This is a genomic window from Streptomyces sp. NPDC058619, from assembly GCF_042717785.1.
Taxonomy (GTDB): domain Bacteria; phylum Actinomycetota; class Actinomycetes; order Streptomycetales; family Streptomycetaceae; genus Streptomyces.
This window is the reverse complement of sequence record NZ_JBHXQN010000013.1, coordinates 144,823-169,125: the sequence shown is the minus strand read 5'-3', so window position 1 is coordinate 169,125 and position 24,303 is coordinate 144,823. Positions and strand designations below refer to the sequence as shown.

General features: G+C 72.8%; 22 protein-coding genes. 15 read left to right on the top strand and 7 right to left on the bottom strand.

Annotated elements, in window-relative coordinates; genetic code table 11:
- Positions 1-30 precede the first annotated feature (30 nt).
- The 5 genes from ACFWTC_RS16015 to ACFWTC_RS15995 all read left to right on the top strand — a co-directional run bounded on the left by ACFWTC_RS16015 (position 31) and on the right by ACFWTC_RS15995 (position 3,413).
- Complete coding sequence (locus tag ACFWTC_RS16015) at positions 31-669, top strand: AIM24 family protein (protein ID WP_383928671.1); 639 nt, start codon at positions 31-33, stop codon at positions 667-669.
- Positions 669-1,319, top strand: coding sequence for an AIM24 family protein (locus ACFWTC_RS16010; RefSeq protein ID WP_384026727.1), 651 nt, complete (start codon positions 669-671; stop codon positions 1,317-1,319). The genes ACFWTC_RS16015 and ACFWTC_RS16010 overlap by 1 nt, the downstream gene beginning before the upstream one ends.
- Before the next feature lie 11 nt (positions 1,320-1,330).
- Positions 1,331-2,134, top strand: coding sequence for an AIM24 family protein (locus tag ACFWTC_RS16005; RefSeq protein WP_384026946.1), 804 nt, complete (start codon positions 1,331-1,333; stop codon positions 2,132-2,134).
- A gap of 75 nt (positions 2,135-2,209) precedes the next feature.
- The gene (locus ACFWTC_RS16000) at positions 2,210-2,713 is read left to right on the top strand and encodes a MarR family winged helix-turn-helix transcriptional regulator (protein ID WP_383928707.1); all 504 of its coding nucleotides are present in this window, start codon (positions 2,210-2,212) and stop codon (positions 2,711-2,713) included.
- Between the two features lie 139 nt (positions 2,714-2,852).
- Positions 2,853-3,413, top strand: coding sequence for a PepSY domain-containing protein (locus ACFWTC_RS15995; protein ID WP_383928677.1), 561 nt, complete (start codon positions 2,853-2,855; stop codon positions 3,411-3,413).
- Positions 3,414-3,544: 131 nt separating this feature from the next.
- Here ACFWTC_RS15995 and meaB read toward each other — a convergent pair whose 3' ends face one another.
- Both meaB and ACFWTC_RS15985 read right to left on the bottom strand, forming a co-directional pair.
- Complete coding sequence (meaB, locus tag ACFWTC_RS15990) at positions 3,545-4,507, bottom strand: methylmalonyl Co-A mutase-associated GTPase MeaB (protein ID WP_383928680.1); 963 nt, start codon at positions 4,505-4,507, stop codon at positions 3,545-3,547.
- 105 nt (positions 4,508-4,612) lie between these two features.
- Positions 4,613-5,812, bottom strand: a complete 1,200-nt coding sequence (locus ACFWTC_RS15985; RefSeq protein WP_383928683.1) for an acetyl-CoA C-acetyltransferase — start codon at positions 5,810-5,812, stop codon at positions 4,613-4,615.
- 137 nt (positions 5,813-5,949) lie between these two features.
- Between ACFWTC_RS15985 and mce the strand changes: the two genes are divergently transcribed.
- From mce to ACFWTC_RS15950, 7 genes are all read left to right on the top strand, one after another.
- Positions 5,950-6,378: a methylmalonyl-CoA epimerase gene (gene mce, locus ACFWTC_RS15980; protein ID WP_267717796.1), complete on the top strand. Its 429-nt coding sequence runs from the start codon at positions 5,950-5,952 to the stop codon at positions 6,376-6,378.
- Positions 6,379-6,558: 180 nt separating this feature from the next.
- Positions 6,559-10,995 carry a polarized growth protein Scy gene (gene scy / locus ACFWTC_RS15975; protein ID WP_384026730.1) on the top strand — a complete coding sequence of 1,479 codons (4,437 nt, stop codon included), beginning with the start codon at positions 6,559-6,561 and terminating at the stop codon, positions 10,993-10,995.
- A gap of 194 nt (positions 10,996-11,189) precedes the next feature.
- Positions 11,190-12,128 carry a cellulose-binding protein gene (locus ACFWTC_RS15970; RefSeq protein WP_267838814.1) on the top strand — a complete coding sequence of 313 codons (939 nt, stop codon included), beginning with the start codon at positions 11,190-11,192 and terminating at the stop codon, positions 12,126-12,128.
- Positions 12,129-12,241: 113 nt separating this feature from the next.
- On the top strand, positions 12,242-13,270 hold the full coding sequence (locus ACFWTC_RS15965) for an ABC transporter ATP-binding protein (protein WP_383928689.1): 1,029 nt from the start codon (positions 12,242-12,244) through the stop codon (positions 13,268-13,270).
- Positions 13,271-13,272: 2 nt separating this feature from the next.
- A complete protein-coding gene (locus ACFWTC_RS15960) occupies positions 13,273-14,052 on the top strand; it encodes an ABC transporter permease (RefSeq protein WP_384026949.1) in 780 nt (259 codons plus the stop codon).
- A 152-nt stretch (positions 14,053-14,204) separates the two neighbouring features.
- Positions 14,205-15,320 carry an ABC transporter ATP-binding protein gene (locus tag ACFWTC_RS15955; RefSeq protein WP_384026733.1) on the top strand — a complete coding sequence of 372 codons (1,116 nt, stop codon included), beginning with the start codon at positions 14,205-14,207 and terminating at the stop codon, positions 15,318-15,320.
- The gene (locus ACFWTC_RS15950) at positions 15,317-16,198 is read left to right on the top strand and encodes an ABC transporter permease (protein WP_384026736.1); all 882 of its coding nucleotides are present in this window, start codon (positions 15,317-15,319) and stop codon (positions 16,196-16,198) included. Before ACFWTC_RS15955 ends, ACFWTC_RS15950 begins: the two co-directional genes overlap by 4 nt.
- Positions 16,199-16,242: 44 nt before the next feature.
- On the opposite strand, the gene ACFWTC_RS15945 is transcribed toward ACFWTC_RS15950, so the two are convergent.
- Positions 16,243-16,569, bottom strand: coding sequence for an ATP/GTP-binding protein (locus ACFWTC_RS15945; RefSeq protein WP_383928698.1), 327 nt, complete (start codon positions 16,567-16,569; stop codon positions 16,243-16,245).
- A gap of 230 nt (positions 16,570-16,799) precedes the next feature.
- On the opposite strand from ACFWTC_RS15945, the gene ACFWTC_RS15940 reads away from it, so the two are divergent.
- On the top strand, positions 16,800-17,831 hold the full coding sequence (locus ACFWTC_RS15940) for an LLM class flavin-dependent oxidoreductase (protein WP_383928701.1): 1,032 nt from the start codon (positions 16,800-16,802) through the stop codon (positions 17,829-17,831).
- A gap of 44 nt (positions 17,832-17,875) precedes the next feature.
- Here the strand turns inward: ACFWTC_RS15940 and ACFWTC_RS15935 are convergent, their stop codons facing one another.
- On the bottom strand, positions 17,876-18,268 hold the full coding sequence (locus tag ACFWTC_RS15935) for an SCO5389 family protein (protein ID WP_243336246.1): 393 nt from the start codon (positions 18,266-18,268) through the stop codon (positions 17,876-17,878).
- A 220-nt stretch (positions 18,269-18,488) separates the two neighbouring features.
- Between ACFWTC_RS15935 and nucS the strand changes: the two genes are divergently transcribed.
- On the top strand, positions 18,489-19,160 hold the full coding sequence (gene nucS / locus ACFWTC_RS15930) for an endonuclease NucS (RefSeq protein ID WP_031150502.1): 672 nt from the start codon (positions 18,489-18,491) through the stop codon (positions 19,158-19,160).
- A gap of 57 nt (positions 19,161-19,217) precedes the next feature.
- Here nucS and ACFWTC_RS15925 read toward each other — a convergent pair whose 3' ends face one another.
- The 3 genes from ACFWTC_RS15925 to ACFWTC_RS15915 form a co-directional block, all read right to left on the bottom strand.
- Entirely contained in the window at positions 19,218-21,950 is a 2,733-nt protein-coding gene (locus ACFWTC_RS15925) for an ATP-binding protein (protein ID WP_384026739.1), read from the bottom strand.
- 184 nt (positions 21,951-22,134) lie between these two features.
- Entirely contained in the window at positions 22,135-22,458 is a 324-nt protein-coding gene (locus tag ACFWTC_RS15920; RefSeq protein WP_267717808.1) for an STAS domain-containing protein, read from the bottom strand.
- A 173-nt stretch (positions 22,459-22,631) separates the two neighbouring features.
- Positions 22,632-23,480 (bottom strand): 3-hydroxyacyl-CoA dehydrogenase family protein, encoded by an 849-nt coding sequence (locus tag ACFWTC_RS15915; protein ID WP_384026742.1) that lies wholly within the window; start codon positions 23,478-23,480, stop codon positions 22,632-22,634.
- Between the two features lie 247 nt (positions 23,481-23,727).
- Between ACFWTC_RS15915 and ACFWTC_RS15910 the strand changes: the two genes are divergently transcribed.
- Positions 23,728-24,300, top strand: a complete 573-nt coding sequence (locus tag ACFWTC_RS15910) for a cob(I)yrinic acid a,c-diamide adenosyltransferase (RefSeq protein ID WP_383917331.1) — start codon at positions 23,728-23,730, stop codon at positions 24,298-24,300.
- Positions 24,301-24,303: the final 3 nt, after the last annotated feature.

Below are 24,303 nucleotides of genomic sequence, written 5' to 3'. Positions count from 1 at the left end.
GGGCACGGCCACTGCGGATAACGTCATCCCGTGGCTCAGTTCCGACTCCAAGGCAGCAAGGTGCTCGCCGTCGACCTGACCGGGGACGCCGTCAAAGCGAAGAACGGCTCCATGGTCGCGTACGACGGCCAAGTGGCCTTCAAGAAGATGACAGGCGGCGGCGAAGGCCTCCGCGGAATGGTGACCCGGCGGCTGACCGGCGAGCAGATGACCGTGATGGAAGTGCAGGGGCACGGCACCTGCTTCTTCGCCGACCGCGCGAGCGAGATCAATCTGGTCAATCTGCGCGGCGAGAAGCTCTACGTCGAGTCCAGCAACCTGCTGTGCACCGACGCGGGTCTGCGCACCGGCACGACCTTCACCGGCCTGCGCGGCGCCACGTCGGGCAACGGCCTGTTCACCACGACCGTCGAGGGCTCCGGCCAGGCGGCGATCGTGTCCGACGGCCCCGCCGTGGTGCTGCGCGTCAGCGCCCAGTACCCGCTCTCCGTCGACCCGGGGGCGTACATCGCGCACACCGGGAACCTCCAGCAGTCCTTCCAGTCGGGTGTGAACTTCCGCACACTGATCGGCGAGGGCTCCGGGGAGGCGTTCCAGATCCGCTTCGAGGGCGAGGGCCTGGTGTACGTGCAGCCCAGCGAGCGCAACACCGTCGGGGGCGACGTCTGATGCCGTTCCGCGAGATCAACTCGAAGATGGTGGAGGCCCAGGTCCTCCCCGGGCAGAAGATGTACAGCCAGCGCGGCGCGATGCTCGCGTACCGCGGCGAGGTCTCCTTCACTCCGAGCCTGACCGGCGGTCAGGGCGGGGTCATGGGCATGATCGGGCGCCGGGTGGCGAACGAGCAGACCCCGCTGATGTCGGTCGAGGGCAGCGGCACCGTGATGTTCGGCCACGGCGGCCACCACATCCAGGTGATCAACCTGACCGGCGAGACCCTGTACGTGGAGGCCGACCGGCTGCTCGCCTTCGACGGCACCCTGCAGCAGGGCACGATGTTCATGGGCTCCCAGGGCGGGGTCATGGGCATGGTGCGCGGCCAGGTGTCGGGCCAGGGCCTGTTCACCACGACCCTCAAGGGGCACGGCTCGGTCGCCGTGATGGCCCACGGCGGGGTCATCGAGCTCCCCATCACCCCCCAGCGCCCGATCCACGTGGACCCGCAGGCGTACGTCGCCCACCACGGCGAGGTGCGCAACAAGCTCTCCACCGCGCTCGGCTGGCGCGACATGGTGGGGCGCGGCTCGGGCGAGGCGTTCCAGCTGGAGCTGTCCGGCCAGGGCGCGGTGTACGTACAGGCCTCGGAGGAGAAGCTGTGAACTTTGGCCCCGTGACGGGCGGACCCGGCGGCCCGACGGTCTTCGACCCGTACACCCTGCCCTCCGACGACAACGTGAACCCGTACACCTTCTGCGTGGAGCTCAAGGGGAGCCAGTGGTTCCTGCAGAAGGGCAAGATGATCTCGTACTACGGGAGCATCGAGTTCAACGGCGTCGGCAACGGCCGCTTCGACCGGCTGCTGCGCACCAGCTTCCACTCGCCGCTGCACGCCGCAGACTGGGTCGTGGCCGAGGGCCAGGGCAAGATGCTGCTGGCCGACCGGGCCTTCGACGTGAACTCGTTCGACCTGGACAAGGGGAACCTGACGATCCGGTCGGGCAACCTGCTCGCGTACCAGCCCACCCTGGCGCTGAAGCAGTCGATCGTCCCTGGGTTCCTGACGCTGATCGGGACGGGCAAGTTCGTGGCGGCGTCCAACGGGCCGGTGGTGTTCATGGAGCCGCCACTGCGCGTGGACCCGCAGGCGCTGGTCGGCTGGGCGGACTGCCCCTCGCCGTGCCACCACTACGACCACGCCTACATGTCCGGCGTGATGGGCGGGCTGCGCTCGCTGACCGGCATCGGGGGCACCTCGGGCGAGGAGCACCAGTTCGAGTTCGTCGGAGCCGGCACGGTGCTGCTCCAGTCGTCCGAGATGCTGATGGCGGAGAAGGCGGTCGGCGCGGTCGGCGCCGGCGCGGCCACGGGCAACGCCCAGGGCGTCCCCGGGGCCGGCCAGGGCCCGCTGGGACAGGTGGGCGTGCCGCGGATGCCGGGGCAGCTGGGTGATCTCCAGCGCCGCTTCGGACTGTGACCCCGGGGACCCGTCCCGTACGCCCGACCTTTGTACGCAATTCAACTTTTTAGGTAGAGTTCACTCATGGAGACCATGGAGACCCAGACGGCCGCGATCCCCCGGACCCCGTCCGAGGAGACCCCCTGGCTGACCGAATCCGAGCAGTGCGCCTGGCGCACCCACCTGGACGTCAGCCGGCTGCTGATGCACCAGCTGGAAAAGGACCTCCAGCCCTTCGGACTCACCAACAACGACTACGAGATCCTCGTGAACCTCTCGGAGTCGGACGAGAACCGGATGCGGATGAGCGACCTCGCGACCGCGACCCTGCAGTCCAAGAGCCGCCTCTCCCACCAGATCACGCGCATGGAGACGGCCGGCCTGGTCCGCCGGGTGAACTGCGAGTCCGACCGCCGCGGCCTGTACGCGGTGCTCACGGACGAGGGCATGGAGACGATGCGCAAGGTCGCCCCGCACCACGTGGCGTCCGTCCGCCGGCACTTCATCGACCTGCTGCCGCCGGAGGCCCTGGCGGCGCTGCGCGCGTCCCTGCGCCCGGTCGCCGAGCACCTGCGGGAGAACCGCGGCAAGGCCTGAGACGGGGCCCCGCGCAAGTCGGGGCTCCGATCGCCGGGCCGGGTGATCGACCGGACAATGGTCGGTACGCCCGCCGCCGGCCCCCGCACGCGCCGAGCAACCGTAAGCGCGTGCCGGCCGGCCTGAGGAGGTCCAGCCCATGAAGCGCACTGCGCACATCGCGACGGCCGCATCCGTGGTCCTGCTGCTCGGAGGCCCGGTGGCGGCCGCGGCAGCGGCGACCGCCGACACCGCGAGAACCGTCCCCGCGGCCGCCCGCGCCGACGTGACGGCCGAGGCAGCCATCGCGGCGGCCCTCAAGGCCCACCCCGGCGTCGTCCAGTCCGTCGACCGCGACGGATCCGTCTGGCACGTCGACGTGATCTCCAAGGACGGCAAGCACGCGGAGCTGGAGGTGAACGCGGCCACCGGCAGCGTCACGAAGGAGAACCAGGACGACAGCGACAACGACGGCGGCAACGAGAACGCCGCGCTGCTCGCCGCGAAGGTCAAGGCCGGGCAGGCCGTCAAGGCCGCCCTCGCCGCCCACTCCGGCCAGGTCCGGTCGGTGAACTGGGCCGATGACGACGACAACGGCAAGACCTACTGGGACGTCGAGGTGAAGACCACCGGCGGCAAGACCCAGAACGTGCACATCGACCCCACCACCGGCAAGGTCACCGCGTCCACCACGGACTCGGACGACAGCGACAACAACTGACCGCCGGCGCCGCCCGACCCGCGCCCGGACACGTCCGGGGCGGGTCCGGGGGGCCGCACGCACCCCCGGCCCGCACCGGACGGCTCCGGGACCGGCCCCCGGACGGGCCGGACCGGCTCCGGAGCCCGCTCTCAGCCCTCCGTCAGGCCGTCCAGCAGCGCGTCGGCCGCCGCGTACGGGTCCAGCTCGCCTGCGGCCACCCGTACCGCCAGCGCGTCGAGCCGGGCGTCCCCGTGCAGGTCCGCGAGCCTCGCCCGCAGCGCCGTGATCGCGATGGTCTCCACCTCGCGCGCGGCCCGGGCGGCGCGCCGCTCCGCCAGCACGCCCCGCCCGTCCATCCACGCCCGGTGCTTCTCCAGTGCCTCGACCAGCTCGTCGATGCCCTGGCCGCGGGCCGCGACCGTCTTGACGATCGGCGGCCGCCAGTCGTCCCGGCCCCGGGCCTCGCCCAGGCCGAGCATGTGGTTCAGCTCCCGGGCGGTCGCGTCGGCGCCGTCCCGGTCGGCCTTGTTGACCACGTACACGTCGCCGATCTCCAGGATCCCCGCCTTGGCGGCCTGGATGCCGTCGCCCATGCCCGGGGCCAGCAGCACCACCGAGGTGTCCGCCTGGGAGGCGATCTCCACCTCCGACTGCCCGACGCCGACCGTCTCGACCAGGATCACTTCGCAGCCGGCCGCGTCCAGCACCCGGATCGCCTGCGGCGCCGCCCACGCCAGCCCGCCCAGGTGCCCCCGGGTGGCCATGGACCGGATGTACACGCCCGGGTCCCCGGCGTGGTCCGACATCCGCACCCGGTCGCCGAGCAGCGCGCCGCCCGAGAAGGGCGAGGACGGGTCGACGGCGAGGACGCCGACCCGCTTGCCCGCCTTGCGGTACGCGGAGACGAGCGCCGAGGTCGAGGTCGACTTGCCGACACCGGGCGAGCCCGTCAGCCCCACCACGTACGCCCCGCCCGTCAGCGGTGCCAGCGCCGCCATCACCTCGCGCAGCTGCGGGGACGCCCCCTCGACCAGCGAGATCAGCCGGGCCACCGCTCTCGGCCGGCCCTCACGTGCCTGGGCCACCAGCTGGGGGACGTCCACCGCGGTCATACGTGCTGCACTCCTCGGTTCTCGCTACGGGTACGGGTACGGGTACGAATGCGTACGGGCAGGGGTGCGGGGGCCGGGGTCCCGGCCCCCGCACCCGTACCGCTCCTACCGGGGAACGCGCACGATCAGCGCGTCGCCCTGCCCGCCGCCGCCGCACAGCGCGGCCGCGCCGACCCCGCCGCCGCGGCGCTTGAGCTCCAGCGCCAGGTGCAGCACCACGCGGGCGCCGGACATGCCGATCGGGTGGCCGAGCGCGATGGCGCCGCCGTTCACGTTCACCTTTTCCGGGGTCACGCCGAGGTCCTTCATTGACTGCACGGCGACCGCGGCGAAGGCCTCGTTGATCTCGATGAGGTCCAGGTCGGCGACGTCCAGGCCCTCCTTGCCCAGGGCGTGCCGGATCGCGTTGGACGGCTGCGACTGGAGGGAGTTGTCGGGACCGGCCACGTTGCCGTGGGCGCCGATCTCCGCGAGCCACTCCAGGCCCAGCTCCTCGGCCTTGGCCTTGCTCATCACGACCACGGCGGCCGCGCCGTCGCTGATCTGCGAGGACGTACCGGCGGTGATGGTGCCGTCCTTCGCGAAGGCCGGGCGCAGCTTCCCGAGGGACTCCGCCGTGGTCTCCGGGCGGATGCCCTCGTCCTGCGAGAACACCAGCGGGTCGCCCTTGCGCTGCGGGATCTCCACCGGGGCGATCTCGGCCTCGAAGACGCCGTTCTTCTGCGCCGCGGCGGCCCGCTGGTGGGAGGTGGCCGCGAACTCGTCCTGCGGGGCGCGCTCGATGCCGAGGCGGGTGTTGTGCTTCTCCGTGGACTCGCCCATCGCGATGTTCTCGAAGGCGTCGGTGAGGCCGTCGTAGGCCATCGCGTCGAGCATCTCGATGGCGCCGTACTTGTAGCCCTCGCGCGACTTGGGCAGCAGGTGCGGGGCGTTGGTCATGGACTCCTGACCGCCCGCGACCACGATGTCGAACTCCCCGGCGCGGATGAGCTGGTCCGCCAGAGCGATCGCGTCCAGGCCCGAGAGGCACACCTTGTTGATGGTGAGCGCGGGCACGTTCATGGGGATGCCGGCCTTGACGGCGGCCTGGCGGGCGGGGATCTGGCCCGCGCCGGCCTGGAGCACCTGGCCCATGATCACGTACTGCACCTGGTCGCCGGAGATCCCGGCCCGGTCCAGCGCGGACTTGATGGCGAAGCCGCCGAGGTCGGCGCCCGAGAAGGACTTGAGCGAGCCGAGCAGCCGTCCCATGGGCGTGCGGGCCCCGGCGACGATCACTGAGGTGGTGTTGTTCGATCCGGACATGAGGCACAGCCCCTTGAGGATGAGGAGTGAACGAGGGTTTACCTGAATGTACTGAGCGGTACCGGCGCCGTCACCGGGCTGTCGGTGTGATCGCTGGCACGTTGCGTGACCACCCCCCGGGGCGGTGCACTGGTCTCATGCTGACAAGGATCGACCACATCGGGATCGCCTGCTTCGACCTCGACAAGACCGTCGAGTTCTACCGTGCCACGTACGGATTCGAGGTGTTCCACACCGAGATCAACGAAGAACAGGGCGTGCGCGAGGCCATGCTCAAGATCAACGGGACGTCCGACGGCGGCGCCTCGTACCTCCAGCTCCTGGAGCCCACCCGCGAGGACTCCACGGTCGCCAAGTGGCTGGCCAAGAACGGCGAGGGCGTCCACCACATCGCCTTCGGCACCGAGGACGTCCTCGGTGACTCGGAGGCCATCCGCGGCAAGGGCGTCCGCGTGCTCTACGACCAGCCCCGGACGGGCTCGATGGGCTCCCAGATCACCTTCCTGCACCCCAAGGACTGCGGCGGCGTACTCACCGAACTCGTCACCTCCCACCCTGAGCACTGATGTCCCGATTCCCCGGCCGGTACAGTGGCCATGGCTCGGCCGGGGTTTCGGTGCGGAGACGGGGTCGGGGCCTGTGACCCCTGCCCCGGTATCTGACACCATTCCCCGGGGGCGTCGTTCAGCGGGCGGACGATGCTCTTGGGAGTGAGCTTGCGACCAGGGGACGGATGGGACCGCGCTGTGCGGGGCTACGAAAGCCAGGAGAGCCATCAGGCGGAGGCCGACCATCTCTCGCTCTTCGAAGCCGAGATGGAGCGGCTGAAGAAGGAACGCGGGAAGGCCGTCCAGCACGCCGAGGACCTGGGATACCAGGTCGAGGTGCTGCGCGCCAAGCTCCACGAGGTACGCCGGTCTCTGGCGTCCCGCCCCGCCTACGACGGCGCGGACATGGGCTACCAGGCGGAGCAGCTGCTCCGCAATGCCCAGATCCAGGCCGACCAGATGCGCTCCGACGCCGAGCGCGAGCTGCGTGACACCCGGGCACAGACCCAGCGCATCCTCCAGGAGCACGCCGAGCACCAGGCGCGCCTGCAGGCCGAACTGCACGCCGAGGCCGTCAACCGCCGCCAGCGCCTGGACCAGGAGCTGGGCGAGCGCCGCCAGACCGTCGAGGCCCACGTCAACGAGAACGTGGCCTGGGCCGAGCAGCTGAGGGCCCGTACGGAGTCCCAGGCGCGCCGGCTCCTGGAGGAGTCCCGCGCCGAGGCCGAGCAGTCCCTGAACGCGGCCCGCGCCGAGGCCGCGCGCATCGCCGAGGAGACCCGCCGGCGGCTCGCGGAGGCCTCCGAGACCGGCCGCGCCGAGGCCGAGGCCATGCTGCTGCGCGCCCGCAAGGAGGCCGAGCGGCTGCTCGGCGCCGCGTCCGCGCAGGCCCAGGAGGCCACCGAGCACGCGGAGCGGCTGCGCTCCACCACGTCCGCCGAGGCCGAGCAGACCCGGCAGCAGACCATGGACCTCGGCCGGGTGGCCGAGTCCCGCGTGCAGGAGGCCGACACCGCGCTGCGCGGGGCCCGCGCCGAAGCCGAGAAGGTCCTCGCCGAGGCCAAGGAGAGCGCGGCCCGCCAGCTCGCGTCGGCCGAGTCGGTCAACGAGCAGCGCACCCGCACCGCGAAGGAGCAGGTCGCCCGTCTCGTCGGAGAGGCCACCAAGGAGTCCGAGGCGCTCAAGGCGGAGGCCGAGCAGGCGCTCGCCGACGCCCGCGGCGAGGCCGAGCGGCTGCGCGCCGAGGCCGGCGAGCAGGCCCGTACGGCCGCGGCCGAGGACACGGCGGCTCAGCTGGCGAAGGCCGCCCGCACCGCCGAGGACGTACTGACCAAGGCGTCGCAGGACGCCCGCGCCACCACCCGGGCCGCGTCCGAGGAGGCCGAGCGCATCCGCCGCGAGGCCGAGGCGGAGGCCGACCGGCTGCGCCTCCAGGCGGCGACCACGGCGGACGAGCTCAAGGGCGCCGCGAAGGACGACACCGAGGAGTACCGGGCCCGCACCGTCGAGCTCCAGGAGGAGGCCCGACGGCTGCGCGGCGAGGCCGAGCAGCTGCGCGCCGAGGCCGTCGCCGAGGGCGAGCGGATCCGCGGCGAGGCCCGCCGCGAGGCCGTGCAGCAGATCGAGGAGGCGGCCCGGACCGCCGAGGAGCTGCTGGGCAAGTCCCGGGCCGACGCGGACGAGGTGCGCGGCAGCGCCACCGCCGAGAGCGAGCGGGTCCGTGGCGAGGCCGTGGAGCGCGCCACCACGCTGCGCAAGCAGGCCGAGGAGACGCTGGACCGGACCCGCGCCGAGGCGGAGCGGCTGCGCGCCGAGGCCGAGGAGCAGGCGGAGGCCGTCCGCGCCGAGGCGGACGCCGCGGCCCGTGCGCGGCGCGAGGAGACCGAGCAGGCGCTCGCCGCGAAGCGGGCGGAGGCCGACGAGGAGCTCGTACGGCTGCACACGGACGCCGAGGGCCGGCTGACCACGGCCGAGCAGACGCTGCGCGACGCCCGCACGGCGGCGGAGGCCGTCCGCAAGGAGGCCACCGAGGAGGCCGACCGGCTGCGCGCGGAGGCGGCGGAGCGCATCCGCGCCCTCCAGGCGCAGTCCGAGGCCGAGGCCGACCAGCTGCGTGACGACGCGGCGGAGGACGCCGGGCGGGTGCGCGCGGAGGCCGAGCAGATCGCCGTGCGGCTGCGCGGCGAGGCCGAGGCCGAGGCGGAGCGCGTGCGTTCCGAGGCACAGGAGACCGCGGACCGGCTGCGCGCGGAGGCGAAGGCCGCGGCCGAGCGGGTCGCCGCGGAGGCCGCCGAGGCGCTGGCCGCCGCGCAGGAGGAGGCGGCCCGGCGCCGCCGGGAGTCCGAGGAGACCCTGGCGTCGGCCCGGACCGACGCCGAGAACGAGCGGGCCCAGGCCCGCCAGGAGAGCGAAGAGCTGCTGGCGCAGGCCCGCAAGCGCTCCGAGGAGGCGCAGGCCGAGGCGGTCTGGCTGACCGAGGAGGCGGAGCGGCGCGCGTCGGAGGTCGTGGCGGCGGCGGAGGCCACCGCGCAGCAGGTACGGGATTCCGTGGCCGGGCTGCACGAGCAGGCCGAGGAAGAGGTCACCGGACTGCGCAGCGCAGCCGAGCACGCGGCGCAGCGGACGAGGACCGAGGCCGAGGAGGAGGCGTCGCGCGTCCGCGCCGACGCTCACGAGGAGCGCGAGCGGGCCACCGGGGACGCCCTGCGCATCCGCGCCGAGGCGCGGGCCGAGACGGACGCGGCGAAGGCCCTGGCGGAGCGCACGGTCGGCGACGCGATCGCCGAGGCCGAGCAGCTGCGCACCGACACCGCCGAGTACGCGCAGCGGGTGCGTACGGAGGCCACGGACGCCCTGGCGGCCTCCGAGCGGGACGCGGCCCGGACCCGGGCGGACGCCCGCGACGACGCCAACCGGATCCGCGGCGAGGCGGCGGAGGCTCTGGAGGCGTCCCGCGCCGAGGGCGCCCTGATCACCGCCGAGGCGATGGCGGCGGCGGAGCTCGTCACCGAGGAGACCCGCGCGGCGAACGCCGTCACGGTCGCCGAGGCCGAGGCCGCGGCGGAGGCGCTGCGCACCGAGGCCGCCACGACCGTGGACGAGGCCCGCGCCGAGGCGAACCGGCTGCGCGGCGAGGCGGCCGAGCAGGCGGACCGGCTCATCGGTCAGGCGGCGTCGGAGGCGGAGAAGCTCACGAAGCAGGCGGCCGAGACCCTGGCCGGCGCCGAGCGCGACGCGACCCGGATCCTGGTGGAGTCCCGTACCGAGGGCGACCGGCTCGTCGAGGAGACCCGCGCGGCCAACGAACTCACCGTCGGCGAGGCCGCGGCCGAGGCCGAGCGGCTGCGGGCCGAGGCGGCCCGGGCCCTGGACGACGCCCGGGCGGAAGGCGGCCGGATCGTCGGCGAGGCCACCGCGGAGGCGGACCGCGTCACGGTCGCGGCCGGCGAGACCCTGGCGAGCGCCGAGCGGGAGTCCGAGCAGACCCGCGACGAGGCGCGCGCCGAGGCGAACCGGCTGCGCGGCGACGCCGCGGAGCAGGCGGACCGGCTCGTCGCGGAGGCCACGGCGGAGGCGGAGAAGCTCACCGAGCGGACCCGCAAGGACAACGAGCGCACGGTCGGCGAGGCCGCGAACGAGGCCGAGCGGCTGCGCACGGAGGCGGCGCAGGCGCTGTCCTCGGCGCAGGAGCACGCCACGCGTACCCGCTCGGAGGCAGAGCGGGTCAAGGCGGAGGCGGCGAACGAGGCCGAGCGCATCAGGTCGCAGGCCCGTACGGAGTCCGAGCGCGTGCTGGACGAGGCCCGCGAGGAGGGCAACAAGCGCCGCAGCGAGGCCGCGGAGCAGGTCGACCGGCTCGTCACCGAGGCCCTCGCGGAAGCGGAGAAGCTCACGGCCGACGCCCAGAAGCAGGCGCTCGCCGCCACCACGGCGGCCGAGGAGCAGGCCGACGCGATGGTCGACGCCGCCCGCAAGGAGGCGGCGCGCATCACCTCGGAGTCGACCGTCGAGGGCAACTCCCTGGTGGAGAAGGCCCGTACGGACGCGAACGAGCTGCTGGTCGGGGCGCGTACGGACGCGTCGGCCATAAGGGAGCGGGCGGAGGAGCTGCGCAACCGGGTCGAGGCGGAGGTCGAGGAGCTGCACGAGCGGGCCCGCCGGGAGTCGGCCGAGCAGATGAAGTCGGCCGGCGAGCGCGTGGACAAGCTGGTGCGGGCGGCGACCGAGCAGAGCGTCGAGGCCGAGGCGAAGGCCAAGGAGCTGGTGTCGGACGCGAGCAGCGAGGCGAGCAAGGTCCGCATCGCCGCGGTGCGCAAGGCCGAGGCGCTCCTGAAGGAGGCCGAGCAGAAGAAGGCCGAGGTGTCCCGCGAGGCCGACAAGACGCTCGCGCAGGCGAAGGCGGAGGCGGAACGGCTCGTCGACGAGGGCCGCCGCGAGCTGGAGGTCCTGGTGCGCAGGCGCGAGGACATTCAGGCGGAGATCTCCCGTGTCCAGGACGTTCTTGAGGCGTTGGAATCATTCGAGGCGCCTTCGGGCGGCGGGAAGCCCGCGATCGGCGGCCAGGGTGCGGGGGGCGTGAAGGCCGGAGCGGCAGCGGGATCGAATCGTTCGGGTGGCAAGACGTCAGAGAGCTAGCCAGGCGCTGTGATGTGTGCTCCTGATGGAGGTTCAGGCGAACGAGTGACAAGCATTCTGTCGCCTTGCCACTCAAAAGGGGTGTCATTGTCCGGATCAAACGCGGATTGACTCGATGACACGCCGTCCGGGCGCCTAGGATTCCCCCTAACACCTCACGTAGCACCTCATCGGTCTCATTCGACAGGAACCCCATGAGCGACACTTCCTCCCCCTTCGGCTTCGAGCTCGTGCGGCGTGGTTACGACCGCGGTCAGGTGGACGACCGCATTACCAAGCTGGTCTCCGACCGCGACAGCGCCCTTGGACGTATCAACTCTCTGGAAAAGCGGATCGAGGAACTACACCTCGAGACGCAGAACGCCCAGGCCCAGGTGAACGACGCCGAGCCGTCGTACGCCGGCCTCGGCGCCCGGGTCGAGAAGATCCTGCGGCTGGCCGAGGAGGAGGCGAAGGACCTGCGCGAGGAGGCCCGTCGCGCGGCCGAGCAGCACCGCGAGCTGGCCGAGTCGGCCGCCCAGCAGGTGCGCAACGACGCCGAGTCGTTCGCCGCCGACCGCAAGTCGACGGCCGAGGACGAGGGTGTCCGGATCGTCGAGAAGGCGAAGGGCGACGCCTCCGCCCTGCGCACCGAGGCCCAGAAGGACGCGGCCTCCAAGCGCGAGGAGGCCGACGCGCTCTTCGAGGAGACCCGCGCCAAGGCCGCCCAGGCCGCCGCGGACTTCGAGACCAACCTGGCCAAGCGCCGCGAGCAGTCGGAGCGCGACCTGGCCGGCCGTCAGGCCAAGGCCGAGAAGCGCCTCGCGGAGATCGAGCACCGCGCGGAGCAGCTGCGCCTGGAGGCCGAGAAGCTCCGTACGGACGCCGAGCGCCGCGCCCGCCAGACCGTGGAGACCGCGCAGCGCCAGGCCGAGGACATCGTCGCCGACGCCAACGCCAAGGCCGACCGCATCCGCAGCGAGTCCGAGCGCGAGCTGGCGGCGCTCACCAACCGCCGCGACTCGATCAACGCGCAGCTGACCAACGTCCGCGAGATGCTGGCGACGCTGACCGGTGCGGCCGTCGCGGCGGCCACCCCGATCGTCGACGACGAGCCGGTCTCGCGCGGGGTTCCGGCGCAGCAGAGCCGCTAGAACGCCGCGGTCCACGCGCGGGCGGCGCGCACGATGCGTCATGGTGATGTCTGAGGGTCGTATGTCCCCTGTTCGAGGTGGCGTACGGCCCTTCGGCGTTCTAGCGTGGCCACATGATCGAGCTTGAGGGCCTTACGAAACGATTCGGCGCGAAAACCGCCGTGGACCACCTCAGCTTCCAGGTCAGACCGGGGGTGGTGACCGGCTTCCTCGGCCCCAACGGGGCGGGTAAGTCCACGACCATGCGCATGATGCTCGACCTCGACAACCCGACCAGCGGAACGGTCCGGATCGACGGCAAGCACTACCGGGAACTGCCGGAACCGCTGAAGTACATCGGAGCGCTGCTGGACGCCAAGTCCATGAACGGCGGCCGCACCGCGTACAACAACCTTCTGTGCCTGGCCCAGTCGAACCGGATCCCGGAGCGGCGGGTGGCCGAGGTCCTGGACATGGTCGGCCTGACGGCCGTGGCCAAGAAGAAGTCGAAAGGATTTTCGCTGGGGATGGGGCAGCGGCTGGGAATCGCCTCCGCCCTGCTCGGTGATCCGGAAATCCTGATGTTCGACGAACCCGTCAATGGTCTGGACCCCGAGGGAATTCTCTGGATCCGCAATCTGATGAAGGGCCTGGCCTCGGAGGGGAGGACGATCTTCGTCTCCTCCCACTTGATGAGCGAAATGGCGCTGACCGCGGACCATTTGGTGGTCATCGGGCAGGGCAGGCTGCTGGCGGACCTGTCGATGGCCGATTTCATCCAGCAGAACTCCCGCAGTTACGTCCGGCTGCGCTCGCCGCAGCAGGAGCGGCTCAAGGACGTCCTGCACGAAGCCGGCATCAGCGCCGTCAGCGTCCCGGCGTCCGGCGCGCTGGAGATCGACGGCGTGGAGTCGGAGCGGCTCGGCGAGCTGGCCGCCCGGCACCAGATCGTGCTGCACGAACTCAGCCCGCAACGGGCTTCACTGGAGGAAGCGTTCATGCGCATGACGGCGGACTCCGTCGAGTACCACGCCCACGCCCCGGGAGCCGGCCTCCCCGGCGGACCCGCGGCACCCGGCGCGGCTGCCGACAACCCGGCCCGGCCCGCCGACGTCCCCGCCTGGGGCACCGGGTTCGACGCGACGCGCAAGGGCGGCGAGTGACCGTGTCCTCCTTCCCCGCCGTCCTCAAGTCCGAGTGGACCAAGATCCGCACCGTCGCCTCGACGGTCTGGACCCTGGTCGCCGCCCTGGTGGTCACCGTCGGCCTCAGCGCCGCGCTGTGCTCGTTCATCAACGCGTCCTTCAAGGACATGCCCCCGGAGCAGCAGCTCACCTTCGACCCGACCGTCGCGAGCTTCGCCGGGATGACCCTCGGCCAGCTGGCGATGATCGTCTTCGGCGTGCTGGTGGTCGGCAGCGAGTACAGCTCGGGCATGATCCGCACCTCGCTGGCCGCCGTGCCGCGCCGCGCGAGCTTCTTCTTCGGCAAGCTCACGGTCGCCACCGCCCTGGCGCTGATCGTGGGCCTCGCGACCAGCTTCCTGTCCTTCTTCCTCGGGCAGGCCATCCTGGGCGAGCGGTCCATCGGCCTCGGCGAGGACAACGTGCTGCGCGCGGTCATCGGCGCCGGCCTCTACATGGCGATGATCGCGCTGTTCTCCATGGGCACGGCCGCGCTGCTGCGCAGCTCGGTCCTGGCGATCTGCATCCTGATCCCGTTCTTCCTCCTGATCTCCAACATCCTCGGAGGGGTCGAGGCCACCCGGAAGGTGGCCCGGTTCTTCCCGGACCAGGCGGGCGCCAAGATCATGCAGGTGGTGCCGGGCGCCATGGACAGCGGCACGACCCCGTACGGCCCCTGGGGCGGCTTCGGGATCATGGCCCTGTGGACCGCCGCCGTCGTCCTCGGGGGCTACCTGGTCCTCAAGAAGAGGGACGCCTGAGCACCGGGTCCTCCTGACGTACTACGGGTGATCCCCGAGCCGGTCTCAGGGGCGGCTCAGGGATCATGCCCGGGACGGAACCACCCGGGACTCGTTATCCTCTTAATCCTTACGCGGGCGAAAGTCGTCCCGGCCTGGTAAGGGGCAGCAAGATGATCGAGGCAGTCGGACTCACCAAGCGCTTCGGCGCGAAGACCGCCGTCGACCAGTTGTCGTTCCAGGTCAAGCCGGGGCACGTCACCGGATTCCTCGGGCCCAACGGCTCGGGGAAGTCCACCACCATGCGCATGATCGTCGGCCTGGACCGGCCCACGTCCGGTCACGTCACGATCAACGGCCTCCCCTTCCGGGACCTGCCGAACGCCCAGCGGCACGTCGGCGCCCTGCTCGACGCCAAGGCGGTGCACGGCGGCCGCAGGGCGCGCACCCACCTGCTCGCCGTCGCCCAGCTCTCCGGGATCCCGGAGAAGCGGGTGGACGAGGTGCTGGCCGTGGTCGGCCTCCAGGACACGGCCCGGCAGCGCACGAAGGGCTTCTCGCTCGGCATGGGCCAGCGGCTCGGCATCGCCACCGCCTTGCTCGGCGACCCGCAGGTGCTGCTCTTCGACGAGCCGGTCAACGGACTCGACCCCGAGGGCATCCTCTGGGTCCGCAACCTGATGCGGCAGCTGGCCGCCGAGGGCCGCACCGTCTTCGTCTCCTCGCACCTGATGAGCGAGATGGCACTGACCGCCGACCACCTGATCGTGATCGGCCGGGGCCGGCTGCTGGCCGAAATGGGCACCCAGGAGTTCATCACCCACAACTCGGCCGGATTCGCTCGGGTCCGTGCGGCCGACACCCGCCCGGATGGCCGGGACACGTTGGCCGCCGCCCTCACCGCGGCGGGCGCCCGGGTCCTCAAGGAGCACGACGGAGCACTGCGCGTGACCGGACTGGAGCTGCCGCACATCGCCGACCTCGCGCACGGGGCCGGCGTACGGCTGTGGGAGCTGTCACCGCACCGGGCCTCGCTGGAGGAGGCGTACATGCGGATGACCCAGTCCTCCGTCGAGTACGCCTCCACCGAGGACCCGCGCGCCGAGCTGTGGGAGCCCGACCCCCCGAGCGTCCCGGCCTGGGAGGACGAGGAGGAGGCCCCGCAGGCCCCCGCCGCGGCCTTCTACGCTCCCCCGCCGCCCGCGGCGGGCGGGCAGCCCTTCCTGATGCCCGGCAGCGCCGGCGAGCTCGCCGCGGCGGCGATGAACAACCCCGAGGAATCCCGATGACCGGCCCCACCCCCAGCGGCCCCGTGCCCGGCGCCGCCTCGCCCGGCGGCGCGACGCGCACCGCGGCCCGGCCGGCGGGCTACAGCTCCCCGCTGCCCACGCCCCGCCCGCACCTGGGGCACGCCCTGGCCTCGGAGTGGACCAAGATGGTGTCCGTCCGCTCCACCCTGTGGACGCTGGGCTCCCTCGTGCTGGTGGTCGTCGGCATCGGGATGCTCTTCGTGGTGCAGAGCACCGACCAGGAGTACACCGGGATCACCTTCGCCACGCCCGCGCTCTTCGGGCTGCTGGTCGGGCAGATCGCGGTCATGGTGCTGGGCGTCCTGACGATCACCTCCGAGCACGCCACCGGTCTGGTCCGCACGACCTTCACCGCGTCCCCGGAGCGCCACCGCGTGCTCACCGCGAAGTACCTCGTCTTCAGCGCCACGGCCTTCACCGTCATCGCCTGCGCCGTCTTCGTGGTCGGGCTGGCCGGGCAGATCGTGCACGGCGGGAGCGCCGCCGGCGCCCACCCCGCGAACGAGTGGTCCGGCGCGCTGCTGGGCAGCCTCTACGTCACCCTGCTCGGCGTGCTCGCGCTCGCCGTCGGGGCGCTGATCCGGCACTCGGCCGGGGCGATCGCCGTGATGCTCGGGGTCGTCACGCTGCCGCCGGTGATAGGGGCCGTGCTCAACATCTGGGAGGGTGCGGCGCCCGCCGGGCAGGTGATCCTCGAACACAACGCCCCGGTGGCCCTGATGACGCTGTTCGGCCTGCAGGAGGTCGACGTCTCCCTGGACATGCCGGGGCCGGCCATCCACATGCTGGTCATCGTGGTCGTCACCGGCGCCGCCGTGATCGCCTCGTACGTGACGGTCGGCCGCCGGGACGTGTGACGCCGGGCGCCGGGCCTCCGCGCCCCGGACCCCGCGGCCCGGGCCTAGTGCCTGGGAGCGTTACGGGACCGCTGCACCCGCGAGGTGCGGCGGTCCTTCGCGTTCCAGCAGGCCTTGTGCCAGTGCCGCCGGTCGTCCACGCCGCCGTACTCCGGCCAGGCCACCAGGTGCGGGGTTCCGGAGGGGATCTGCTGGTCGCAGCCGGGGCAGCGGTAGCGCTTGCCCGCCGCGCTCGCGCCGGCGACGTGCCGGATCTTCCACTCCTCGCCCTGGTACTCCTCCGTCCGCTCCAGGCCGTACCGGTCGAGACCGGTGCTGGGTGGTTCGTCCGGAGTCTCGCCGCCCCTGGGGCGGTTGTGGCGCGGTGGCACGTATACCTCACGGAAGGGCGGACGGCAGTGACTTTCTCCCAGACTACGCGCCGCGGGCACGGGTACCCGCAGGGTGTCTACCGGGGGCGGACCGCGCACCGGCGACTGGCCCGACAATCCCAATAACTTTCCTGTCGGCCCGTGCCTTTGGCACGTGTCAGACGTTGTTGCCATAGGAAGAACCGGTCCACCTGGGGGAGGCCGCGTCAGCCGCGAGGAGGCTAAAGGCGATGCGCGTAGGAGCATTTGTACTGGCAGCCCAGTTCCCGGGCCAGGGAGCGGGCGAGGCACTGCACCGGGCGGTGCGGACCGGGGAGGTGGCCGAGGAGGCCGGACTCGACTCGGTCTGGCTGGCCGAGCACCACTTCGTCCCGTACGGGGTCTGCCCCTCGGCGGTGACCCTGGCGGCCCTGCTGCTGGGCCGGACCCGGCGGCTGCGGGTGGGCACGGCGGTGAGCGTGCTGCCGAGCACGCACCCGGTGGCCCTCGGGGAGCAGACGGCGCTGCTGCACCTGACCTCGGGCGGTCGGTTCACCCTCGGGGTGGGACGCGGCGGGCCGTGGGTCGACCTGGAGGTGTTCGGCGGTGGGCTGGACGCGTACGAGAACGGCTTCCCGGAGGCCCTGGACCTGCTGCGGGACTGGCTGACCCGGGCGCGGGTGGGCGCCGCCGGCGAGCGGTACGGCTTCCGCGAGGTGGCCGTCGTACCGAGGCCCTCGGAGGCCCTGGACGGGGACGGGCCGGGTCCGGAGGTGATCGTGGCCTGCACGTCGCCGTCGTCGGTGCGGTCGGCCGCGGAGCGCGGGCTGCCGATGCTGCTGGGCATGCACTGCGGGGACGAGGACAAGGCGGCGATGGTCGCGCTGTGGAGGCGTACGGCCCGGGCCGCGGGGCACGCGCCGGAGCACGTGGCGGCGGCGGGGCACGTCTCCGCCGGGGTGTGCCAGCTTGCGGACCGCACGGCGGATGCCCGCGAGACCCTGCTGAAGGCGATGCCCGGCTGGTTCAGGCAGGGCCTGGACGCGCACGTCACTGTGGACGGCCGCGCGCGCACGATGCGGGACCCGGTCGCCTATACGGAACTGCTGTGCGACCTGCACCCGGTGGGTACCCCGGCCTTGGCGGCGGACCGGCTGGCGGCCACCGCGGAACGGACCGGCATCACCCGGTTCGCCCTCCTGACGGAGGGCTCCGGCGACCTCGCCGCGACGGAGGAGAACGTACGACGCCTCGGCGCCGAAGTCCTGCCCCGCCTCGGCTGAGATCGACCGGCGGGTGCCTGCCGGCGGGTGCCCGCCGGCAGGTGCTAGCAGTCCCGCATTTCCGGGGACTGGTTGAGCAGCTGACCGCGGATCGAAGTGAACTTGGCCAGCCGGTCGTCCACCGAGGAATCCAGCGGGAAGACCGCTACCCGGTGGCAGTTCTGGAACGCCAGGCGCACTCCGAAGTGCCGCTGCAGGGCACCGCGTATCGCGTCACTCGCGAGGGCGCGCAGCAGCTGCCCGCGCGCTTGCTCGTCTGGCGGCGGCGTCTGGTTGTCGGCGAACTGGCCGCCGTCCACCTTCAGCTGGGCCACGAGCGAGCTGATCATCTCCCAGGCGTAGGGCAGGGAGGTCCGGACGCAGTCGACGAAGGCGGCTTCGTCGACCTCGCCTCGCTCGGCCTGTTCGAGTAGGGCCGGTGAGACGTCGAGCGACATGGGTTCTCCTCTCGCGACCCCGGCCGATTGGGTTGCCGGAGCCTTACGGGCAGGGAAGGAGATCGCGACGCAGCGTGCACGCTCCGCAACCTCCTGCTCACCACGGTAGGCGCCCGGTGGGTGCCGCACCAGGCGAATGCGCATACAACGCGCCATCGGCGAACGGGGCTTTCAGGGGCGAATCGCGTGGAGGCCGTCCCGTCGAGTAGCGTTGCCGACCATGCGTCTCGTCATCGCCCGCTGCTCCGTCGACTACGCGGGCCGGCTCACCGCCCATCTGCCCTCGGCACCCCGTCTGATCCTCGTGAAGGCCGACGGCAGTGTCTCGATCCATGCGGACGACCGGGCGTACAAACCGCTCAACTGGATGTCGCCGCCCTGCACCCTCAAAGAGGGGACCGGGGACGAGGCCGGTGTGTGGACGGTCGTCAACAAGGCGGGCGAGAAGCTCATCATCACGATGGAAGAAGTCCTCCACGACTCCTCCCACGAGCTCGGCATCGACCCGGGGCTCATCAAGGACGGCGTCGAGGCCCACCTCCAGGAGCTCCTCGCCGACCGCATCGAAACGCTGGGCGAGGGCTACACCCTGATCCGGCGCGAGTACATGACGGCCATCGGCCCCGTGGACATCCTGTGCCGGGACTCCTCCGGGGCGACGGTGGCGGTGGAGATCAAGCGGCGCGGCGAGATCGACGGCGTGGAACAGCTGACCCGCTACCTGGAGCTGCTGAACCGCGACCCGCACCTGGCGCCGGTCCGCGGCGTGTTCGCGGCGCAGGAGATCAAGCCGCAGGCCAAGGTGCTGGCCACGGACCGCGGGATGGACTGCGTGGTGCTGGACTACAACGCCATGCGCGGCATCGAGGACGACAAGCTCCGCCTGTTCTGAGCCGGTTGACCGGCCCCGGCGGGCCCGGGACGGCGTCCCGGCCCCGGCGGGCGGCGGTCAGACACCGCCGGGCGGCATGGCCTCCGTGGGCGGCGGGACGGTGGCCGTCGGCGTGCCGGCCTCCGTGGGCGTCCCGGTCGGCGCCGTCGGCTCCGCCGAGGTCGTGGGAGGAGTCGTGGCCGGCATCGGCGTGGTCTTCGTCGGCCTCGGGGACGGCCGCTGGGACGGGGTGCGCACCGGGGTCCGGCCCGGGGCCGGCGCGAGCGTCTGCCCGGGTACGGCGCTCTCCCCGGGTCCGGTGGACTCCACGGGAGCGGCCGGTTCGGCGGGCGCCGTCGGCGCGGGATCGTTACCGCTCGTCCCGGGCAGGACCGTCGGGGGCGCCGTCGGGGACGTGGAGACGGCCGGCCCGTCATCGGCCGGCGACGGCGCGTCCGACGAACTCAGGGCCAGCGCCACCACCGTGCCCAGCGCCACCACCGCCAGCGCCCCCGACCCGGCGAGCAGCAGCACGCGCCGCCGGCCGGCCCGCGGGGCGGGCGCGGGCACCGGCGCGGCGGGGGCCGACTGCTTCGGCGTGAGCGGGAAGGCCTCCTCGAACACCTCCGACAGCGTCGTGGGCGGCTCCGGGCGGCGGATGACCGGCACCACCGGGGTCAGCGGCGTCACCGCCTCCGAGGCGTCGCGTCGGGCGCCGGCGACCGGTGCCACCGCCGGGCCGTGGTCCTTCGCGGGCCCTGCGGCCGGCGTGGCCGCCGGGCCGTGGTCCTTCGCGGGCGCTGCGGCCGGCGTGACCGCCGTCGGGGCCTCCGGCGCGGCCGGCGTACCGGCGGCTCCCGCGGGTGCGCCGGTGGCCGTGGCGGCTCCTCCGGCCGCGGCCGTGCGCGCGGCGCCGCCCGCCGCTCCCGTACCCGCGGCCGTGCGTGCGGCGCCCCCGGCGCCTGCGGCCGCGGCGGCCACCGCGGCGGCGGCCGCGGAAGCGCCGGACACGCCGCCCGCGGCACCGGCCTTGCCCGTATCCGTGCCTGTGCCCGTGCCCGTCCCTATGCGTGTGCCCGTGCCCGTGCCCGCCGCGAGGGCGGCCGCGCCACCGTCCGTGCCCGTACCGCCCGGGCCCGCCGGGAGGGCCGCCGGTGCCTCCAGCCGCAGCGGCGGCGAGGCCGCCACCCCCGCCGACTCCCCGTCCACGACCAGCGCGAGCGCCCGCCGCCCCGCGACCGTGCCCCGCTTGTCGGCGAGCGCGCCCCGCAGCCCGATCGAGGTCTCCAGCTCGGCCCGCGCCCGGTCGAGGCGCCCCTCGCACAGCGCGAGCACGCCCAGCTCGTGGTGGAAGTACGCCTGCTCGGCGACCTCCCCCGCCTTGCGCGCGGCCTCGGCGCCCGAGCGCAGCACCCGCTCCCAGGCCTCCCAGTGCAGCGAGGCCGCGAACGCCGGAGCGGCCGTGCGCGCCAGCAGCACCGCCGCCACCACGTCCGCGCCGGCCAGCGCGGCGAGCACCGCCTCCGCCTCGGCGCCGACGCGCTCCGGGGTCACCGAGGCGTGCCCGGTCCACCAGGCGTAGTGCCGGGCGGCCGTGCGGGCCTCCTCCGCGGCGGTCTCGCCGTACCCGACCTCCTCCAGCTGCCGCGCGACCCCCGCGGCCAGCCGGAAGCGCGCCCCGACGGGCGTCAGCAGCCCGCAGGCCAGCAGTTCGGCGACCGCCGTGTCCGCGTGGGTGTCCCCCACCAGTGCCGGCAGGTGCGCGTGGTGCGGCAGCTCCCCGCCCAGCGCGCACGCGATCCGCAGGGCGGCGCGCGCCGACTCGCTGACCCGCGAGGCCAGCAGCTCGGCGGGGGCCGCGCCCTCGGCGAGCGTGGGCAGGGGCACCTCGACGGTGTCGCGCGGGCGCCCCTCGAAGACGCCGGGCTCCTCCTCGTCGTCGTCCTCGTCGGTGCGGTTGAGCTCGTCGCGCTGCCGCAGCAGGGCGGCGGCCTGGACGAAGCGCAGCGGCAGGCCCTCGGAGGCGAACCGCAGGTCGTCCGCCCAGGCGGTCTCCTCGTCCGTCAGCGGCCGGCCCGCGCGCGCCTCCAGCAGGTCCAGGCACTCGGCCTTGCCGAGGCCGGAGAGGAAGACCTCCTCCAGGTGCGAGTCGTCGGAGGGGGCCCGGGTGTCGGGGGTCGCGGCGAGCAGGTAGGCGCACTCGGGGGTGGCGCGCAGCAGTTCGTCGAGGGCGACGCCGCCCATCTCCAGGTCGTCGAGGAGGACGACGGCGCCTATGTCTCGTACCCGGGAGAGGAGCTCGATGCGGTCGGGCCGGTCCTCAGGGGCCTCGTAGACGGCCGCGTACAGCGCGTGCAGCAGTTCCGCGGGCTGCTGGTGCCCGTACCCGCTGAGCCGGACGACGCCGTCCGGCGCGAGGTCCGCGCACTCGGCGGCGACCGCGTCGAGCAGCGTGGTGCGTCCCGATCCGGCGGGGCCGGTCAGCCGTACGGACCGTCCCCGGCCCAGCAGCCGTACGAGGCGCTCCCGCTCCTCCTCGCGGGCCGGCAGCAGCCGTCCGGGGACGGGCTGGCCGGGCAGGGCGGGGGGACGGGCGCCCGCGTCGCGGGCGCGGCGGGCGGCCGAGCCGCGCTTGGCGGGCAGGCGGCCGGTGTCGGCGCCGGGGCGGTGGGGTTCTATCTCGCTGCCGTCGACGGGGTTGACGGTGAGGGAGAAGTCCCCCGCGGTGAGGGTGACGATGCGCGCGGGCGCGGCCGGTGCGCCCTCGGACCGGTCCGCCGGCCCGGCCGTCTGCCCCTGTGTACGGTCCATGACCAAGTCCCCCGATCGCGGGCCGTGCGCCTCGCCGTCGTACCGCCCGGCCGTCGCACACTCCGCTGTCGCCACTGGTCCGGTTTCCGCCCGAACCCTAGACCGTGGCCGGTCGCGCCGGAACCGCCGGGGTGCCATCACCACCGGACCGTTACGTTTCCGCAGGAAACGGCGGCCGGGTGGATCACACCCTGGGCAGGGACTCCGCTTCCAGTCCGCCCTCGATCGCGAGGATGCGGTGGAGCCGGGTGGCGACGAGGAGCCGCTGCATCTGCGGCGGCACCCCGCGCAGGACGAGGCGCCGTCCGGTCCGGCCGGCCCTCCGGTGCGCGCCCATGATCACGCCGAGGCCGGTGGCGTCCCAGGAGTCGAGTCCGGTGAGGTCGAGCACGAGGTCGCCGTGGCCGTCGTCGAGGGCGGAGTGGAGGACCGTCCGGGCGTCCGCCGCGCTCCGCACGTCGAGGCGGCCCCCGACAGCGAGTTCGGCGTGGTCGCCCCTGATGTGCATGTGTACTCCCGGCAGTACTGCGTACGTATGGTCCGACTGGTCCGTGGTCGGCAACTCTCACTGCAACTGACTGCCTCGCGGGCAGGGAAGTTGCCGACCGTGAGCGAACCGATACCTAATTCACTCCGTGGGGTGAAGGCATTCGAACGGTGGTGCTCAGTGGCCCGACCGTGTCAGTGCTTGTAGAAGCCCTGACCGCTCTTGCGGCCGATGTCCCCGGCGTCCACCATCCGGCGCATCAGCTCCGGCGGCGCGAACTTCTCGTCCTGCGACTCGGTGTAGATGTTGCTCGTGGCGTGGAGCAGGATGTCGACGCCCGTGAGGTCGGCGGTGGCCAGCGGGCCCATCGCGTGCCCGAAGCCCAGCTTGCAGGCGATGTCGATGTCCTCGGCGGAGGCGACGCCCGATTCGTACAGCTTGGCGGCCTCGACGACCAGTGCGGAGATCAGACGGGTCGTCACGAAGCCGGCGACGTCGCGGTTGACGACGATGCAGGTCTTGCCGACGGACTCGGCGAACGCCCGGGTGGTGGCGAGGGTTTCGTCGCTCGTCTTGTAGCCGCGCACGAGCTCGCACAGCTGCATCATCGGGACGGGCGAGAAGAAGTGGGCGCCGACGACGCGCTCCGGACGCTCCGTCACGGCCGCGATCTTGGTGATCGGGATGGCGGAGGTGTTGGAGGCGAGGATCGCGTCCTCGCGCACGATCTTGTCGAGGGCACGGAAGATCTCGTGCTTGATCTCGATCTTCTCGAAGGCGGCCTCGACGACGATGTCCACGTCGGCGACCGCGTCCAGGTCGGTGGTGGTGGTGATGTGCGCGAGCGCGGCCTCCGCGTCCTCGGCCGACAGCTTGCCCTTGGAGACGAACTTGTCGTACGAGGCCTTGATCCCGTCCGTACCGCGGGTCAACGCGGCATCGGTGACGTCGCGCAGCACGACGTCCCAACCCGCCTGAGCGGAGACCTGAGCGATCCCGGAACCCATCAGTCCGGCACCGATGACGGCGAGCTTCCCAGCCACTGCACACCCCTCGTTCTCAAAACGGCCCAGTCTCGTGGCCCTCTCCGGCGGAGACTAGCGTTTGGGCGGTGCGGTGTGACCGCGAAGTAACACGCGTCACGTCTCGGCTGACGGACATCACACCGGTACGGCCCAGCGTCCCTGCGCAGCCGCCCAGTTCGCTCCGGCCCCTGCTCCGGGTTCCGGCGGCCGGCCGCCGGCGGGGCACCGCGTGCGCGTTCCGGCGGGGCGTCACTACGCTGGCGGCATGGTGAACCTCACGCGCATCTACACCCGTACCGGCGACAAGGGCACGACCGCCCTGGGCGACATGAGCCGTACGGCCAAGACCGACCTGCGGATCTCCGCGTACGCCGACGCCAACGAGGCCAACGCGGCCCTGGGGACGGCGATCGCGCTGGGCGCGCTGCCCGAGGAGGTCGTGAAGGTCCTGGTCCGGGTGCAGAACGACCTCTTCGACGTCGGCGCCGACCTGTGCACGCCGGTGGTGGAGAACCCCGAGTACCCGCCGCTGCGCGTGGAGCAGTTCTACATCGACAAGCTGGAGGCGGACTGCGACCTCTTCCTGGAGCAGGTGGAGAAGCTGCGCAGCTTCATCCTGCCCGGCGGCGCCCCCGGCGCCGCCCTGCTGCACCAGGCGTGCACGGTCGTCCGGCGGGCCGAGCGCTCGACGTGGTCGGCGCTGGAGGTGCACGGCGAGGTGATGAACCCGCTGACCGCCACTTACCTCAACCGTCTCTCCGACCTCCTGTTCATCCTGGCCCGGGTGGCCAACAAGGAGGTCGGGGACGTGCTGTGGGTGCCGGGCGGCGAGCGCTGACCC